14 protein-coding genes and 1 pseudogene are annotated in these 15306 nt (G+C 67.9%); 9 read left to right on the forward strand and 6 right to left on the reverse strand.

The window, feature by feature from the left end:
• Positions 1 to 9 precede the first annotated feature (9 nt).
• Complete coding sequence (locus tag FB473_RS14235; protein WP_167170093.1) at positions 10 to 381, forward strand: FKBP-type peptidyl-prolyl cis-trans isomerase; 372 nt, start codon at positions 10 to 12, stop codon at positions 379 to 381.
• A gap of 14 nt (positions 382 to 395) precedes the next feature.
• Here FB473_RS14235 and FB473_RS14240 read toward each other — a convergent pair whose 3' ends face one another.
• From FB473_RS14240 to ald, 4 genes and pseudogenes are all read right to left on the reverse strand, one after another.
• A complete protein-coding gene (locus tag FB473_RS14240) occupies positions 396 to 719 on the reverse strand; it encodes an antibiotic biosynthesis monooxygenase family protein (RefSeq protein ID WP_167170097.1) in 324 nt (107 codons plus the stop codon).
• A 94-nt stretch (positions 720 to 813) separates the two neighbouring features.
• Positions 814 to 1155: an MGMT family protein gene (locus FB473_RS14245; protein ID WP_208390811.1), complete on the reverse strand. Its 342-nt coding sequence runs from the start codon at positions 1153 to 1155 to the stop codon at positions 814 to 816.
• Positions 1156 to 1409: 254 nt separating this feature from the next.
• Positions 1410 to 2804, reverse strand: a pseudogene (gene cycA, locus FB473_RS14250) (D-serine/D-alanine/glycine transporter); the annotation flags it as partial.
• A 154-nt stretch (positions 2805 to 2958) separates the two neighbouring features.
• The gene (gene ald / locus FB473_RS14255) at positions 2959 to 4077 is read right to left on the reverse strand and encodes an alanine dehydrogenase (RefSeq protein ID WP_167170104.1); all 1119 of its coding nucleotides are present in this window, start codon (positions 4075 to 4077) and stop codon (positions 2959 to 2961) included.
• Between the two features lie 58 nt (positions 4078 to 4135).
• Here ald and FB473_RS14260 point away from each other — a divergent pair, with 58 nt between their 5' ends.
• Together FB473_RS14260 and FB473_RS14265 are read left to right on the forward strand one after the other, a co-directional pair.
• Entirely contained in the window at positions 4136 to 4720 is a 585-nt protein-coding gene (locus FB473_RS14260; RefSeq protein ID WP_167170107.1) for an Lrp/AsnC family transcriptional regulator, read from the forward strand.
• 32 nt (positions 4721 to 4752) lie between these two features.
• Positions 4753 to 5745, forward strand: a complete 993-nt coding sequence (locus FB473_RS14265) for a hypothetical protein (protein ID WP_167170110.1) — start codon at positions 4753 to 4755, stop codon at positions 5743 to 5745.
• On the opposite strand, the gene FB473_RS14270 is transcribed toward FB473_RS14265, so the two are convergent.
• Positions 5732 to 6925, reverse strand: a complete 1194-nt coding sequence (locus FB473_RS14270) for an MFS transporter (protein WP_167170113.1) — start codon at positions 6923 to 6925, stop codon at positions 5732 to 5734. The genes FB473_RS14265 and FB473_RS14270 overlap by 14 nt on opposite strands.
• 244 nt (positions 6926 to 7169) lie before the next feature.
• Here FB473_RS14270 and FB473_RS14275 point away from each other — a divergent pair, with 244 nt between their 5' ends.
• A complete protein-coding gene (locus FB473_RS14275) occupies positions 7170 to 7604 on the forward strand; it encodes a hypothetical protein (protein WP_167170115.1) in 435 nt (144 codons plus the stop codon).
• A gap of 173 nt (positions 7605 to 7777) precedes the next feature.
• Positions 7778 to 8812: an NAD-dependent epimerase/dehydratase family protein gene (locus FB473_RS14280; RefSeq protein ID WP_167170118.1), complete on the forward strand. Its 1035-nt coding sequence runs from the start codon at positions 7778 to 7780 to the stop codon at positions 8810 to 8812.
• On the opposite strand, the gene dnaB is transcribed toward FB473_RS14280, so the two are convergent.
• On the reverse strand, positions 8813 to 10162 hold the full coding sequence (dnaB, locus tag FB473_RS14285; RefSeq protein WP_243864020.1) for a replicative DNA helicase: 1350 nt from the start codon (positions 10160 to 10162) through the stop codon (positions 8813 to 8815).
• A 761-nt stretch (positions 10163 to 10923) separates the two neighbouring features.
• On the opposite strand from dnaB, the gene FB473_RS14290 reads away from it, so the two are divergent.
• The 4 genes from FB473_RS14290 (at position 10924) to FB473_RS14305 (ending at position 15291) form a co-directional block, all read left to right on the forward strand.
• Positions 10924 to 11259: a metal-sensitive transcriptional regulator gene (locus FB473_RS14290; RefSeq protein WP_167170124.1), complete on the forward strand. Its 336-nt coding sequence runs from the start codon at positions 10924 to 10926 to the stop codon at positions 11257 to 11259.
• Positions 11260 to 11302: 43 nt separating this feature from the next.
• Positions 11303 to 11509, forward strand: a complete 207-nt coding sequence (locus FB473_RS14295; protein ID WP_167170128.1) for a heavy-metal-associated domain-containing protein — start codon at positions 11303 to 11305, stop codon at positions 11507 to 11509.
• On the forward strand, positions 11509 to 13755 hold the full coding sequence (locus FB473_RS14300; RefSeq protein WP_167170132.1) for a heavy metal translocating P-type ATPase: 2247 nt from the start codon (positions 11509 to 11511) through the stop codon (positions 13753 to 13755). Before FB473_RS14295 ends, FB473_RS14300 begins: the two co-directional genes overlap by 1 nt.
• 153 nt (positions 13756 to 13908) lie before the next feature.
• Positions 13909 to 15291, forward strand: coding sequence for an ABC transporter permease subunit (locus FB473_RS14305; protein ID WP_167170135.1), 1383 nt, complete (start codon positions 13909 to 13911; stop codon positions 15289 to 15291).
• The last annotated feature ends 15 nt before the right edge of the window (positions 15292 to 15306 follow it).

Genomic DNA, 15306 nt, shown 5'->3' on the forward strand with positions numbered 1-15306 from the left:
CCTGCCTGCATGAGCGAAAAGCCCTTCATCGAACCACCCACCGGCCCGGTCCCCGCCGAACTGCAGATCATCGACGAGGTCGTCGGTGAGGGCAAGGAGGCGACTCGCGGTGCCACCGTGTTCGTCGATTACGTCGGCGTCGGCTTCGATTCGGGCGAGGAATTCGACGCCTCCTACAACCGTGGTGAGCCGCTGGCCTTCCGGCTCGGCATCGGTCAGGTCATCAAGGGATGGGACGACGGCGTGCTCGGCATGAAGGTGGGTGGACGGCGCAGGCTGGTCATCCCCGCTCACCTCGCGTACGGCCGCCGGGGCGTCCCCGGGGTCATCGGCCCGAACGAGGCACTGATCTTCGTCTGCGAGCTGCGCGACGTGCGCTGAGGTCGGCCACCGCCTCAGGCGGTGAGCATGAGGGCCTCGTCGCCGAACTCCATGTGCTGCTCGTAGTGGCGGTGCTCGAGGAGGTACTCGGCGAACGGCTTCAGCAGCTGGTAGTAGGTGTCGCACTGGCTGCCGCGCCGGAAGCCCTCGGTGTGGCCCGACAGCGAGTCCCACTCGATCCGCACGGTCCAGTTGGAGGGCACTTCGACGCACTGGCTGACCTCGCAGCTCAGCACGTGCCCCGACAAGCGCAACGGCTCGCGTGCGCTGCGCCACATGGTCGTGAACTGGTCGACACGGTCGGCCGGAATGGTGTAGCGGCTGTACTCGATGATCATCTCGAGTCCCCTCGGTCTCGTCGTTGTTCGCCACCAAGGGTTGCCGCGGATGGTGACGAATCGGCTACGCCGACGCGACACGGGGATGACATCTTCACCCACCGGTCGGGAACTCGCGCGGCAGGCGTGCGACCCATGCCGAGGGATCGGCGCGGCACGAGGCGATTCGTGCGCCCGGCGCGTCGGGGACGAAGGGGATGCCCTCGTCGTCCCACCGCGCCCGCGCCGCCGGCAGCAGATGGGCCGGCAACTCGCCCCGCACGTTCGTGACACGCCACCAGGGCAGGTCGGCCCCCTCGGCCGCCATGATCCGTCCGACCTGGCGGGCGTGGCATCCGACGAGTTCCGCGACGTCGCCGTAGGTCGCGATCGTTCCGGTGGGGATGGCGGACACCGCCGTTCGCACCCGGCTGACGAGATCGTCCATGGTGAGCATGGTCGCTCGTGCGAACGGCGGTGTCCACTCGCGCGCTATGTGGAGCGTGCGGATTGGTTGCGTGCCGCCTCGATGACGGCCTGTACCTCGACGACCGTCTCGGCTTCCACCACGGCGGCGGTCCCGGTCGTGGGTCCGTCGTCCACCACGGGCTCGGCCTCGGCAAGGCCCGCGCCCTCGGCCACCAGCGCCACCTCCAGTGGATGACCGGAGCCGGCCGGCTCCGGTTCGGGGAGGGCGCCCCGATGCGACCGGCGATGCAGCAGGTAGAGGATTCCCAGCAGGACGAACCAGACGGGCGTGGCCATCAGTGCCGCACGGGTGTCGGGCTCGAAGGCCAGGACCACGATCATCGCGACGAAGAAGACCAGCACCACGTAGGTCAGCGGTATGCCCAGCGGCATCTTGTAGGGCGAGGCCTCGTGCAGTTCGGGGCTGCGACGCCGGTACACCAGGTAGCAGACCATGATGACGCCCCACACGAAGATGAAGAGCACCGAGGCCACCGTCGTGGCAAGCGTGAACGCGCCGACGATCGAGTCGGAGACGTACAGCAGCACCAGACCCGGCAGCAGGCAGGAACACGAGAACACGAGCCCCTTGGCCGGCACGCCGTGCGAGGTGAGGCGCCCGAAGGCGACCGGCGCCTTGCGGTCGAGGGACAGCCCGTACAACATGCGGGAGGTGGAGAACATCCCGGAGTTGGCCGAGGAGGCCGCCGACGTCAGGACGACGAAGTTGACCACCGAGGCCGCCGCGCCGAATCCGGCCAGGGAGAACATCGACACGAACGGGCTCACCGACGGGTTGATCGAACGCCACGGGGTGACCGACATGATGGCGGTCAGCGCGCAGACGTAGAACAGCATCACCCGCACCGGGATGGCGTTGATGGCCTTGGGCAGCGTCCTGACCGGGTCCTTGGTCTCGGCGGCGGCAGTGCCGACGAGTTCGATGCCGACGAAGGCGAAGAACGCGATCTGGAAGCCGGCCAGGAACCCCTGGCCGCCGGTGGGGAAGAACCCGCCGTCGTTGTAGAGGTTGGCCAGCGTCGCCCGATGGCCTTCCGGCGAGATGAACCCCGAGACGATCAGGACGACTGCGACGACGATCAGGGCGATGATCGCCACGATCTTGATCATCGCGAACCAGAACTCGATCTCGCCGAACAGCCGCACGGCGATGAGGTTCAGGCCCAGGAGCAGGAGGACCAGGCAGGTGGCCGGGAGCCACTTCGGGACGTCGGGCCACCAGAACTGCACGTAGGACGTCACGGCGGTCAGGTCGGCGATGCCGATGACGATCCAGCAGAACCAGTAGGTCCAACCGGCGAAGAAACCGGCCCAGGGGCCGAGGATGTCCTCCGCGATGTCGCGGAACGACTTGTAGTTCAGGTTCGACAGCAGCAACTCGCCCATGGCGCGCATCACGAAGAACAAGACGGTGCCGATGATGGCGTAGACGAGCAGGATCGACGGGCCGGCGAGCGAGATCGTCTTGCCGGATCCCATGAACAGGCCTGTGCCGATGGCGCCTCCGATGGCGATCAGCTGCAGGTGCCGGTTGCCCAGGCCGCGGTGGAGGCCCTCGCTCGAAGTGGCGGGTTCCTCCGGGCAGGTGGTGGTTGCGGATGGTTGATGGCTACTCACGTGGGAACTCCTTTGTTTCCAGGGCGGTAGACAGGTTCGTCGGGCGTGGCCGGGCGGGCGGGGGTGGAGGTGCCCACCCGGCCGGCCGGATGCGTGCTCTTGTGGCCGTCGAGCGGCGGAGCACACATCCGGCACGGTGGCCGGCGGAGCCTGCTCAGGCCGCCAGCACGTGCTCGACGGGAGTGAAGCTGTGGCCCCAGGCAGTGGCGACGGGCTCGCTGGTCAGCTCGCCGGCCACCGTCGACAGGCCCCGTGCCAGTGCGCGATCGCCGGTGAGCGCGGTCCGCCAGCCGAGGTCGGCCAGACGCGTGACGTAGGGCAGGGTCGCGTTGGTGAGTGCGTAGGTCGAGGTGACCGGGACGGCACCCGGGATGTTCGCCACCGCGTAGAAGAGGCTGTTGTGCACCTGGTAGGTGGGATCCGCGTGGGTGGTGGGATGAGTGTCGGCGAAGCACCCACCCTGGTCGACGGCGATGTCGACGAACACCGAGCCGGGTTTGGCGGCGGCGACCATCTCGTTGGTCACGAGCTTGGGTGCCCGCGCGCCCGGCACCAGGACGGAGCCGATGACCAGATCGGCGTCGCGGATGGCGTCCTGGATGGAGTAGGCGGTCGAGGTGATGGTGCTGGCCCTGCCGCCGAACTCGGAATCGAGTTGGACGAGCCGTTCGGCGTTGATGTCGAGGATGGTGACATTCGCGCGCAGGCCGTAGGCGATCTGCGCCGCGTTGTGGCCGGCCGTGCCGCCTCCGATGACGACGACCTTGCCGGGGGCGACGCCGGGGACGCCGGACACCAGGATGCCGTCGCCGCCGTTGTGCTTCAGCAGGCACTGGGAGCCGATGACGGCGGCGAATCGTCCGGCGACCTCGCTCATCGGCGAGAGCAGCGGGAGCGCACCGCTGTCGGTCTGCACGGTCTCGTAGGCGACCGACAGCGTGCCGGACGACAACAGGGCGTCGGTCAGGGGCTGGTCGGCGGCGAGGTGGAGGTAGGTGAACAGCACCAGGTCGGGACGCAGGTAGCCGTACTCCTGCTCGATGGGTTCCTTCACCTTGAGGACGAGTTCGGCGTCACCCCAGGCCTGTGCCGCAGAGCCGACGATGGTTGCACCGGCGTGCTGGTAGTCCGCGTCGGTGATGGCCGAGCCGACGCCCGCCCCGGTCTCGATGAGGACTTGGTGGCCCCGCTGGGCCAGATGATGCACGCCGGCCGGAGTGATCGCGACGCGGCACTCCTGACTCTTGATCTCCTTCGGAACACCGATTCTCATGGTGTGCCCCTTTCGGGCTTCTGGGGGATCGCTCCGCTGCGGATCCCATGAGCCGAGCATGACCGAAAACAGCCGCAGCGGTAAATCACTCATTGCCAATGGTGTGGATCCTTCGAGTAAAATCCGTGGAGTGACCAACGCAGGTCCTCACTCCAGAGCATCCAAACCGAAGAATCCTCGGTCCCTGGACGCTACCGACCGCGTGATCCTGCAGTTGTTGATCGCCCACGGACGCATGCCGAACGCCGCTATCGCGCAGGCGGCGTCCGTCGCGGAATCGACGGCGCACAATCGCGTGAACGCCCTGACGGAGGCGGGCGTCATCCGCGGCATCCACGCCGAAGTGGATCTGGCTGCGGTCGGGCGTCCCATCGAGGCGATGATCCAGGTGCAGATCCAGCCGACCGCCCGCTCGCGGCTGCGCGAGGAGGCCGAGCGGCTCGCCAACTGTCCCGGGGTCGTCGAGGTGTTCTTCCTCGCCGGTTCCCGGGACCTTTTGGTCCGGGTCGCGGTCGCGGACGCGGCCGCCCTGCGCGACTTCGTCGTCAACGAGCTGAATCGGTGGCCCACCGTGGCCGCGACCGAGACGTCCATGGTGCTGGAGCATTTCCGCGGGACGCAGATGCTGGTGCTGTCGGCCTGAGCGTTCCCGCCGCGGCGTGGTCTACTGGGGGCATGGCCGGACGACGACTCCCCGTGTTCCTGGCCGGGCTCCTGCTGATCTCCGGCTGCGCGAGCGCACCCTCCGGGGACGACGCCTCAGCAGACTCCTCACCGGTGCAGTCCTCCACGGAGGGGCCGACGGTCGCCGGGCCGACCGCGTCCCCGCTGACGAGCGGCACGCCGGAGTCGACGCCCGCTCCACGGCCCGCGGAGCTTCCGGGTGGTGGGCAGGTGCTGTTGCCCCGATACCGGCTGTGCGGGTATGTGGGCTCGCCGGGTGCACCCGGCCAGGGCAGGCTCGGTGTCGGCGACCTGGGCGAGCGCGTGTCCGAGTCGCAGGAGGCCTGCGCCCCCTACGCCGGTGACCGGCAGGTCATGACGGTGATGGAGTTGATCGCGGTGACCGTCATGCCGAATCCGGGGGCCGACGGCATGTGGCGTCATCGCACGGATCCGGCGGTGATCGACTCCTGGCTCCGGGTGGCGCGCGAGCACCAGGCGATGCTGCTGCTCGACATCCAGCCCGGCCAGTCCGACTTCCTCACCGAGGTGAAGGCGCTCGAGCCCTACCTGTCGCAGCCCGACGTGGGTGTGGCGCTCGATCCGGAATGGGCGATGGAGCCCGGCCAGGTGCCCATGCAGAGCTTCGGGTCGACGACCGGTCAGGAACTGGACGCGGTCGCGTCCTATCTCGCGGAGTTGGTCGAGCGCGATCGCCTGCCGGAGAAGGTCATGCTCTATCACGTCCTCCATCCGCAGATCGTCGGCGACGAATCTGCTCTGCGCCCGCATCCGGGGGTCGTCCTGATCAAGAGTGTCGACGGCATCGGTTCGCCAGCCGACAAGGTGGGCACCTACGACCGGGTGAAGCAGGCGGTGCCGCCGTACGTGCGCATGGGCTTCAAACTCTTCTACGAGGAGGACGTGCAGACCAGCGGCGTCCTCATGACACCGGAGCAGGTGATGGGGCTCGATCCGCGTCCCGACTACGTCATGTACGAGTGACGGGGATGGTCGCGCCCGGGCTGTGCCGTGTGGGCACCAGACCGAGGACGAACGACAGCACCAGGGCCAGCACCCCGCAGCCGGCGCCCACCATGAACGTGTTCCGGTAGCCGAGGGGATCGATCAGCAGGCCCAGGATCAACGGTCCGAGGCCGGTTCCCAGATCGACCAGCAGGAAGTAGCTGCCGAGCGCGAGGCCGGCCCGGTCGGCACCCGTCCGGTTGATCGCCACGGTCTGGCCGGCGGTGACCAGCGTCCCGTAGCCGAGGCCCAGCAGCAGGGCCCCGGCCAGCAGCATCGTGGCGCTCGTCGCCCGAGCCGTCAGTATCGCGCCGACGACGAGGAAGGCCATCATGGGGGCCAGGACGGCGCGATCGTCCATGCGGTCCTGCAGGAGACCGACGCTCGGACGTCCGATGACCTCGGCGATCGCGTAGACGAGGAAGTAGACGGTCGCCGGCTGGGCGAGCCCGGCGGACTCGGAGAACTCCGCGAGATAGGCCAGGATCACCGCGAACGGGAAGGCGCACAGCGCCACGACCGCCGCGACCGGGAGAGCCGGTCGCGAGATGAATCCCCGCTCGCGGCGTGATCGGGCCGGGTGGGTCTCGCCGAGGCCCTTGCGCGCGACGACGGACGCGAGCAGTGCGATGCCCGCCGCGACGACGGCCACGGTGAAGACCCCGGTCTGCCCGATGGGAGCGTCCGCCAGTCGCAGCGCGATCAACGGCCCGAGACCGGTCGCCACAGCGCCGCCACCGGTGACCCATCCGGACGCCTCGCCCCGCCGTGACGCCGGCGCGTTGGCCACCGCCGCTCCGGCGATGGCGGTCGTGCTCACGCCCATGGCGATGCCGTGGACGAACCGTACGGCGATGGTGAGGTCGGTGGTCGGGGTCAGGGGGTACAGCAGCGCGGCCACCAGATGCAGCACGAGCGACCAGACGACCACGTTCCGCATGCCGAGGGCGTCGATGAGCCGGCCGCTGACCAGGCGGGCGCTGGTGCTGCCGAGCGAGAAGGCTGCCGCCACCGCCCCGGCGATCGCCTGGCTGGCGCCGAACTCGTCCACGACGTAGCTGACGATCGTCGCGCCCAGCGTGTAGAAGTCGATGTAGACGCCGAAGTAGGCCAGGCACAACATGGCGTAGGCGGGGGTCAGCAGCCGTTCGCGCGTCACCTGCTCACCGTACAGCAAGCGCTTTCCGCGCGGGGCCGCTGGTTCCCGCGGGTGGTGGGTGATTCGCGCGGGTGTCCCGTGCTCCCGCGGGTCGTGTGAGGCCCGCGGGAAGCAACGGCACCCGCGTGAGCACAGGCGGGCCGCCTGAACGGGACGATGTCCACCTGGGAAGGGGCGGCAACGCAGGCCTCGCGACACGCCGTCATGACGGCGATCGAAGCCGGACCGCCCGCATGATGGATGCATGGGCACTTCGTACGAGTACTTCACCGCAGCCACCCAGACCGAAGCCCAACAGACCCTCGAGCATGGCCCCAAGGGCCGGTTCCGCAGCATCGACCCGGTGGGCATCGACCCGCTCGTTCAGCTCGGGACACTCGAGACCCTCATCACCGGCCGCAGTTTCTCCGACCAGCTCAATGACCCCTTCTATCGCGAGGAGGTCGCCGGCGAACTGGACGGGGAGCGGTCCGTCGTCCGCATAGACCGGCCCTTCGTCCATGCCGTGAGCAACGCCGATCAGGAACACCTGCTCGCCCTGGCCGAGACCTGGGCCTCGGACGAGGAGTTCGGCGGCGAGGCGATGCCGACCGATCTCAGGGACTTCCTCAAGGACTTCCAGGAGCTCTGCCAGGCGACAGACGAAGTGGGCGACCTGTACTGCTGGGTGGGTGCCTGAGGGTCGCGGCGTCGGCGGCCTCCGGGATCGACCCGGGCCCACGCAGGGGTCGTATGCGTCGTCCTACTGCGGACGCAGCAGGACGAGACGCTCCCCGGGGATGGTTTCATCCGGAGGTGGGATGGGGACCATCGAGGAGTAAGAACGCCACTCCTCGAGCGAAGGGACCACGCATGACCCCTACCGGCAACGACGACACCATTTATCTGATCACCGGCGTGGCCGGAAATCTCGGCAGCTCGGTGGCGACCAAGCTCGTCGCGGAGGGCAGGAGAGTTCGCGGGCTCGTGCTCGCAGGTGATCCGGCCGTCCTGAGCGTCTCACCGCGGGTCGATCTTCAGGTAGGCGACGTGACCGATCGCGACAGCCTGGAGCGTTTCTTCGACGTCGGCGACAGCCGCGAGATCGTCGTCATCCACTGCGCGGCGATCGTGACGGTGAACGCGGGTTTCAGCCAGAAGGTGCACGACGTCAACGTCGACGGCACCCGCAATGTCGTCGACGCCTGTGTCGCGCATCACGTCCGGAAGCTGGTCTACGTCAGTTCCACGGGCGCGATTCCCGAGGCACCCGACGGCACGCCGATCGCTGAGGTCGACAGCTTCGACCCGGAGGCGGTCGTCGGCTACTACGGCTGGACGAAGGCGAAGGCGTCCGGGCTCGTGCTGGACGCGGTCCGCGAGCGTGACCTCGACGCCTCGATCGTCTTCCCCACCGGCATCTGCGGCCCTGACGACTACGCCTTCGGGCCGGTGTCGAGCTTCATCCTCGACTACTGCGAGGGCAAGCTGCGCGCGGGCGTGGAGGGCAGCTTCAACGCCGTCGACGTGCGTGACCTGGCGGATGCCGTGATCGCGGCCTGCGACTGGGGCGGCAAGGGTGAGGGCTACATCCTCGGCAACGAGCGCGTCACCATGAGGGAGATGTTCCACCTGCTCAGCGAGCTGACCGGCACTCCCGAGGTGACCCGGATCGTCCCCGCGTGGGCGGGCCGGGCGCTCGGCAGGATGTCCGACTGGATGCAGCGGATCTTCCACAGGTCTGCGCGCATGACGAGTTTCGCGGTCTACAACCTCACCCGGAACAACATCTTCGACAGCTCCAAGGCTCGGCGCGACCTCGGGTTCCGCACCCGTCCCTTCGCCGAGACGCTGTCCGACACCATCCGCTGGCTCCAGCGGGAAGGACGCATCGCGGTGACGGCATGATCAGTCGGGCATGTCGGTGAACCGGCTCAGGTGCCCTTGGAACGACACCGGAATGGTGTCGGTGCGACCGTTGCGGTGCTTGGCGATGATCAGGTCGGCCTCACCGGGCCGGTTGTTCTGGTCGTAGAGGTCTTCGCGGTGCAGCAGGATGACGATGTCGGCGTCCTGCTCCAGCGAGCCCGACTCTCGCAGGTCGCTCATCATGGGTTTCTTGTCCTGGCGTTGTTCGGGGCCGCGGTTGAGCTGGCTCAGCGCGAGGACGGGGATGTCGAGTTCCTTGGCGAGCAGCTTGATCTGGCGGCTGAACTCCGAGACCTCGAGCTGGCGGCTCTCGACCTTCTTGCCCGAACTCATCAGCTGCATGTAGTCGATGACGACGAAACGCAGGTCGTGGCGCTGCTTGAGCCGCCGGGCCTTCGCGCGGATCTCCATCATCGTCAGGTTGGGCGAGTCGTCGATGAACAGGGGTGCCTCCTGCAACGCGGAGGTGCGGGAGACGATGCGGTTCCAGTCGTCCTCGGTGAGCCGGCCGTTGCGGATGCTGTGCAGCAGGACGCCGGCCTCGGCCGACAACAGGCGCATGACGATCTCGGTCTGGCTCATTTCGAGACTGAAGAACGCCGTTGTCAGCCGGTTCTTGATCGCGGCCGATCGCGCGAAGTCGAGCGCCAGTGTCGACTTGCCGACCGCTGGGCGTGCCGCGATGATGATCATCTGGCCGCCGTGCAGGCCGTTGGTCATGTCGTCGAGTTTCGCGAAACCTGTCGGCACCCCGCTGAGGCCCCCGCCGCGTGAGCCGATGGCCTCCATCTCGTCGAAGGTCGGCTCCAACAGCTCACGGAGTGGCTTGTAGTCCTCGGACGCCTTGCCCTCGGTGACCTCGTAGACGGTCTGCTGGGCCGCGTCAACGATGTCGGCCACCTCGCCCTGGCCGGCGTAGCCCATCTGCGCGATCTTGATGGACGCGTCCACGAGCCTGCGCAGCACGGCCTTGTCGCGGACGATCTCGGCGTAGTAGGACGCGTTCGCCGCGATCGAGATCGAGGTCAGCAGGTCGGCCAGGTAAACGTGGCCGCCCACTCGCGACAGGTCGCCACGGCGTTCGAGCTCGGCCGCGACGGTCACAGGGTCGGCGGGCTCGCCGCGGCCGTAGAGGTCGATGATCGCGTTGAAGATCAGTTCGTGCGCGGGCCGGTAGAAGTCTGCGCCCTTGATGACCTCGATGACGTCGGCGATGGCGTCCTTGCTCATGAGCATCGCGCCGAGGACGCCCTGCTCGGCCGCGAAGTCCTGGGGAGGGGTACGGCTGACGCCTGCCGACACCGGAGGTGTACCGCCCTCGGGGTGCATGTCGGCCGGCGGCTCGTCCTCGTACATGATCACCCCTCGTCGACGTTCCGGTGGCCGAGCTGGTGTCCCGAGGACAGTGTTGGCCGACGGGTGGAAGGCCCAGCTGTGGCCGCCCGAACCGGCAACGCTAGCAGGATCGAGCGATCTCGTCATCCGGATCGGAAAGCTCGGCAGGACAAAGTTGTCCACAGGGGCTGTGGAAACCCTCGGGAAGTCGTGGATACCCTGTGGACAACCTGGGTGGTCGCGCATTGAAACGGCCGGGCGGAGTCACAATATTCCTGAGTTGACAAGTGCATTCGTTCCGGCGAGAGCATTTTCACCGGAGAATCCGTCTGATGCGGGCCGTCGGATGTCGCAAACGGGGTGCCGTTGGCAAGCCGGGAAGGTGGTGCGTCGTCCACAGATTTCCACAGCCTTGTGGACAACGGGCGTGGTCGGCGCGGGGTGGTCCTTTCGACGAGCTCAAGGACCGTATCTGACGAACGGCGCGTAGGGAATCTGCATCCGAGTCCTTTCGACAAGCTCAAGGGCCGGGGGTGGTCCTTTCGACAAGCTCAAGGGCCGGGGGTGGTCCTTTCGACAAGCTCAAGGGCCGGGGTGATCCTTTCGACGAGCTCAAGGGCCGGATGCTCGACGAGCTTAAGAGCCGGATGCTCGACGAGCTCAGGGACCGGATGCTCGTTGGGCTCAGGGACCGGATGCTCGTTGAGCCTGTCGAAACGAGTTGTTCACATACCCCACAGGGGTATAGTGACCGCATGGATCACGATCACGATCACGGCTGTGGCGACTCGTGTGAGGCACCGGGCCACCAGCACGGCTACCTCGCCAACAAGGACGCCTACCTCAAGCGGCTGCGCCGCGTCGAGGGGCAGGTGAGGGGCATCGCCCGAATGGTGGAGGACGAGGAATACTGCATCGACATCCTCACCCAGGTCTCGGCGGCCACCAAGGCACTGCAGTCGGTCGCGCTCGGCCTGCTGGACGAACACATGGGCTCCTGCGTGCTCGACGCCGCCCGGCAGGGTGGGGACGAGGCGCAGGCCAAGCTCGCCGAGGCGAGCTCCGCCATCGCGCGACTCGTCCGATCGTGATCAGGCACGACGCCGGCCCATCACCAACCGAAGGGGAACCTCAATGATCACCAATTACACCGTCACCGGCATGACCTGTGGTCACTGCGTCGCTCATGTCACCGAAGAGGTGTCGGCCATCCCGGGCGTCACCGACGTCAAGGTTTTGCAGGCCGGCCCCATGACCGTGACCAGCGACTCCGCGATCGACTTCGACGCGGTCAGCCAGGCCGTCCAGGAGGCCGGCGACTACCAGGTGGCGCTGGCCTGATGAGTCCCGAGCAGGTCGGCGTCCGGCCGGAGGCACGTCCCCAGATCATCGAGCTCGACGTGCAGGGCATGACCTGTGCGTCCTGCGCGGCACGCATCCAGAAGAAGCTCAACAAGCTCGACGGGGTGCAGGCCAGCGTCAACTACGCCACCGAGAAGGCCCATGTCGTGGCGCCCGAGGTGATGAGCGCCGATGACCTCATCGAGACCGTGCGCGCCGCTGGCTACGACGCCGCCCTGCCCGTCCCGGACGCGCCCCCACGCGACAGGGCAGCCGAGATCAGGCGTCGCCTGATCGCCTGTGCCGTCCTCGCCGTCCCCGTCATCGCCATGGCGATGGTCCCGGCGCTGCAGTTCCCCGGCTGGCAATGGGTGAGCCTCGCGCTGGCCACCCCGGTCGTCACGTGGGGTGCGTGGCCGTTCCACAAGTCCGCCCTGGTCAACCTGCGGCACGGGGCCACTACGATGGACACGTTGATCAGCCTGGGCACATCGTCCGCCTACATCTGGTCGATCGTCGCCCTGGTCTTCGGGGACGCGGGCATGATCGGCATGCGGCATCACTGGACGCTCAATCTCGTCCGCGACGAGGGGCTCAGCGCGATCTACTTCGAGGCCGCGGTCGGCATCATCTGCTTCATCCTCCTCGGCCGGTACATCGAGGCCCGCTCCAGGCAGGACGCGAGCTCCGCGCTTCGCGCCCTGGCCGAAGTGGGCGCCAAGGCCGTGACCCTGCTGCGTGACGACGGTGCCGGAGGCTCCTCGGAGGTCACGGTGCCGATCGAGGCGCTCGCGGTGGGTGACGAGTTCGTCGTCCGTCCCGGCGAGAAGGTCGCCACGGACGGCGTGATCGTGCAGGGCTATTCGGCGGTCGACAACTCGGTCATCACGGGCGAGTCGCTGCCTGTGGAGGTCGTCCCCGGTTCGTCGGTGGTCGGGGCCTCGGTCAACACCACGGGCCGTCTCGTCGTCCGTGCGACGGCCGTCGGCGCCGACACCCAGCTGTCGCAGATCGCGCGGCTGGTCGAACTCGCCCAGACCGGTAAGTCGCGTTCGCAAGACCTGGCCAACACGATCTCGGGCATCTTCGTCCCGATCGTCATCGGCCTGGCGCTGCTGACCCTCGTGGCATGGCTCGTCGCGGGCCAGGACGCCACCTTCGCGGTCACGGCCGCCGTGTCGGTGCTCATCATCAGCTGCCCCTGCGCGCTGGGTCTGGCCACTCCCACGGCGCTGCTCGCGGGATCGCTCCGCGGCTCCCAGCTCGGCATCCTGATCCGGGGGCCCCAGGCGCTGGAAGAGGCCCATCGCATCCAGGTGGTCGCCATGGACAAGACGGGCACGATCACCGCGGGCAGGATGTCGGTGCACGAGATCGTGCCGGCCGACGGCTACGAGCGCGACGCCCTGCTCACCCTCGCTGCGACGCTCGAGTCGGCCTCCGAACACCCGATCGCACGGGCGATCGTCGCCGCTGCCACGGCCCCCCTGCCATCGCTGGAGGACTTCGCCAACGTCCCCGGACGAGGAGTGCGCGCCACCGTCGCGGGACGCCGGGCCGCCGCGGGGAGCGCGGCCTTCATGACCGAACTCGGTCTCGACGTGCCCAACAGCCTCGTGACAGCCGCGGACACTGCCGCTGCTGAAGGGGCGAGCGTGGTGTTCGTGGCCGACGGCGACCGCCTCGCGGGAGTCGTCAGCGTCGCCGACCGGGTGGCCCCGAACGCGGCCGAGGCCATCGCCGCCTTCAAGGGGCTGGGCCTGCGCACCGTCATGGTCACCGGCGACAACCGCTCGGCCGCCCGTCATGTGGCCCAGCAGGTCGGCATCGACGAGGTGCGGGCCGAGGTGCTCCCGGGCGACAAGTTCGCGGTCGTCCGCGAACTGCAGGCCGACGGACAGCACGTGGCCATGATCGGGGACGGGGTCAACGACGCGGCGGCTCTCAGCCAGGCCGACCTCGGCATCGCCATGGGCGGCGGCACGGACGCGGCGATCGCGGCGTCCGACCTCACCTTGATGCGGGGCGACCTGATGCTCGCCGCCGATGCCGTCAAGCTCTCGCGCCGGACGCTCGCGACAATCCGCGGGAACCTCTTCTGGGCCTTCGTCTACAACGTGATCGCGATCCCGATCGCCGCCCTCGGCTACCTCAACCCCATGTTCGCAGGAGCCGCGATGGCGTTCAGTTCGGTGTTCGTGGTGACGAACAGCCTGCGGCTGAGGGCCTATCGTCCCGGACGGTGATCCGGGGAATCGGGAACACGGCAGGAAAATATCCGTAACACGCCTGTGATGAACGGCTCGTAGCATGCCAATGGCCGGCAGGCCCGCGAGTCCCGCATAACGAACGGTTCGCGGACCCACCCGGTGACAGCCGTCCTCATCCGGGAGAACAATATGGCCCTGACCGTCCGCAACAGGATCGCATTCCTGAGCATCGTCTCTGCCCTGGTCTTCGCGGTCTGCGGGCTGATCGCCGTGTCGCCGGCGCACGCCGACGGAGACACCATCAGGGTGACCGTGACCAACGAGGGACAGCCCGTCTCGGGAGTCACCGTGCTCGTCAGTGGAGCATCGGGGGACTCGTCGGGAACGACCGACGACGCGGGCCGCGCAGACGTCGCGGTGTCGGGAACCGGCTCGTACACGATCACGGTGGACGAGGCCACGCTCCCGGCGGGAGTACCCGCCCCGGGCGGTCCGCTCGAGTTCGACAAGGTGTCCTCCGGGTCGTCGTTCGTGGCGCTGAAACTCGGCGAGGAGGCCACGGCGGGGTCGTCGGCCTCGACGCCGGCCACGGCCGGATCCTCGGCGTCCTCGCCGAGCCCGACGTCGGGAGACACCGGGACCACAGACACGGGCACCAGCGGCGAAAGCACTTCGGCGGACACCGGCTCGTTCGGCCATCAGCTGGCCACGAAGATGGTCCGGGGGACGATCTTCGGCCTCATCCTCGCCCTCGCCGCGATCGGCGTCTCGCTGATCTACGGCACGACCGGGCTGAACAACTTCGCGCACGGTGAGTTGGTCAGCTTCGGCGGTTTCGTCGCCTACGTCGCGATGACCTCGTCCGCGGGTGTGAACGGTTGGGTGGCCATGTTGCTCGCGCTGATCATCGGAGGCGGCTTCGGCTGGCTCCAGAACGCGGTCATCTGGCACCCGTTGCGAAGAAAGCACGTGGGTCTCATCCAGATCATGATCGTCTCGATCGGTCTGTCGCTGCTCCTGCGTTACGTCTACGCCTTCATCTTCGGCCCGAACCGCCTGGTGATGCCGCAGTCGTTCGACGCGGTGGCCTCGCCGTTCGGGGTTCCGGTCAGCTACTGGGGCCTGTGGGGGTCGGTGCTGTGCCTGGCGCTGATCGCCGCCGTGGTCCTGATCCTCGAACGCACCCGCCTGGGCAAGTCGATCCGGGCAGTGGCCGACAACAAGCTGCTGGCCGCCACCGCCGGCATCGCGGTCGAACGCGTCATCCTCGTGGTGTGGGTGGGCGGGGCCGCACTGGCCGCCGTCTCCGGCGTGCTCGTCGCCTTCTACCAGACCCTGAGCTTCCAGGCGGGGGCGCAGATCCTGCTGCTGATCTTCGCCGCGGTGACGCTGGGCGGTCTGGGATCGGCATACGGGGCGCTGGTGGGCGCCCTCATCCTCAGCTGGTTCGTCGAACTGTCGACCTTCGTCATCCCGACGTCGATGAAGAACGTGGCGGCGATGCTGGTCATGATCGCCATCCTGCTGGTCAGACCTCAAGGCATCCTCGGCAAGGCACAACGGGTCGGCTGAGTGCCGGTAAGGACA

This window comes from Brooklawnia cerclae, assembly GCF_011758645.1.
GTDB classification, from domain to species: domain Bacteria; phylum Actinomycetota; class Actinomycetes; order Propionibacteriales; family Propionibacteriaceae; genus Brooklawnia; species Brooklawnia cerclae.

Coding starts and splice junctions, on each gene's coding strand:
- FB473_RS14305 (WP_167170135.1), top strand. CDS start 13,909: ATGGCCCTGACCGTCCGCAACAGGATCGCATTCCTGAGCATCGTCTCT.
- FB473_RS14280 (WP_167170118.1), top strand. CDS start 7,778: ATGACCCCTACCGGCAACGACGACACCATTTATCTGATCACCGGCGTG.
- dnaB (WP_243864020.1), bottom strand. CDS start 10,162: ATGCACCCCGAGGGCGGTACACCTCCGGTGTCGGCAGGCGTCAGCCGT.
- FB473_RS14300 (WP_167170132.1), top strand. CDS start 11,509: ATGAGTCCCGAGCAGGTCGGCGTCCGGCCGGAGGCACGTCCCCAGATC.
- ald (WP_167170104.1), bottom strand. CDS start 4,077: ATGAGAATCGGTGTTCCGAAGGAGATCAAGAGTCAGGAGTGCCGCGTC.
- FB473_RS14275 (WP_167170115.1), top strand. CDS start 7,170: ATGGGCACTTCGTACGAGTACTTCACCGCAGCCACCCAGACCGAAGCC.
- FB473_RS14260 (WP_167170107.1), top strand. CDS start 4,136: ATGACCGAAAACAGCCGCAGCGGTAAATCACTCATTGCCAATGGTGTG.
- FB473_RS14245 (WP_208390811.1), bottom strand. CDS start 1,155: ATGCTCACCATGGACGATCTCGTCAGCCGGGTGCGAACGGCGGTGTCC.
- FB473_RS14290 (WP_167170124.1), top strand. CDS start 10,924: ATGGATCACGATCACGATCACGGCTGTGGCGACTCGTGTGAGGCACCG.
- FB473_RS14265 (WP_167170110.1), top strand. CDS start 4,753: ATGGCCGGACGACGACTCCCCGTGTTCCTGGCCGGGCTCCTGCTGATC.
- FB473_RS14295 (WP_167170128.1), top strand. CDS start 11,303: ATGATCACCAATTACACCGTCACCGGCATGACCTGTGGTCACTGCGTC.
- FB473_RS14235 (WP_167170093.1), top strand. CDS start 10: ATGAGCGAAAAGCCCTTCATCGAACCACCCACCGGCCCGGTCCCCGCC.
- FB473_RS14240 (WP_167170097.1), bottom strand. CDS start 719: ATGATCATCGAGTACAGCCGCTACACCATTCCGGCCGACCGTGTCGAC.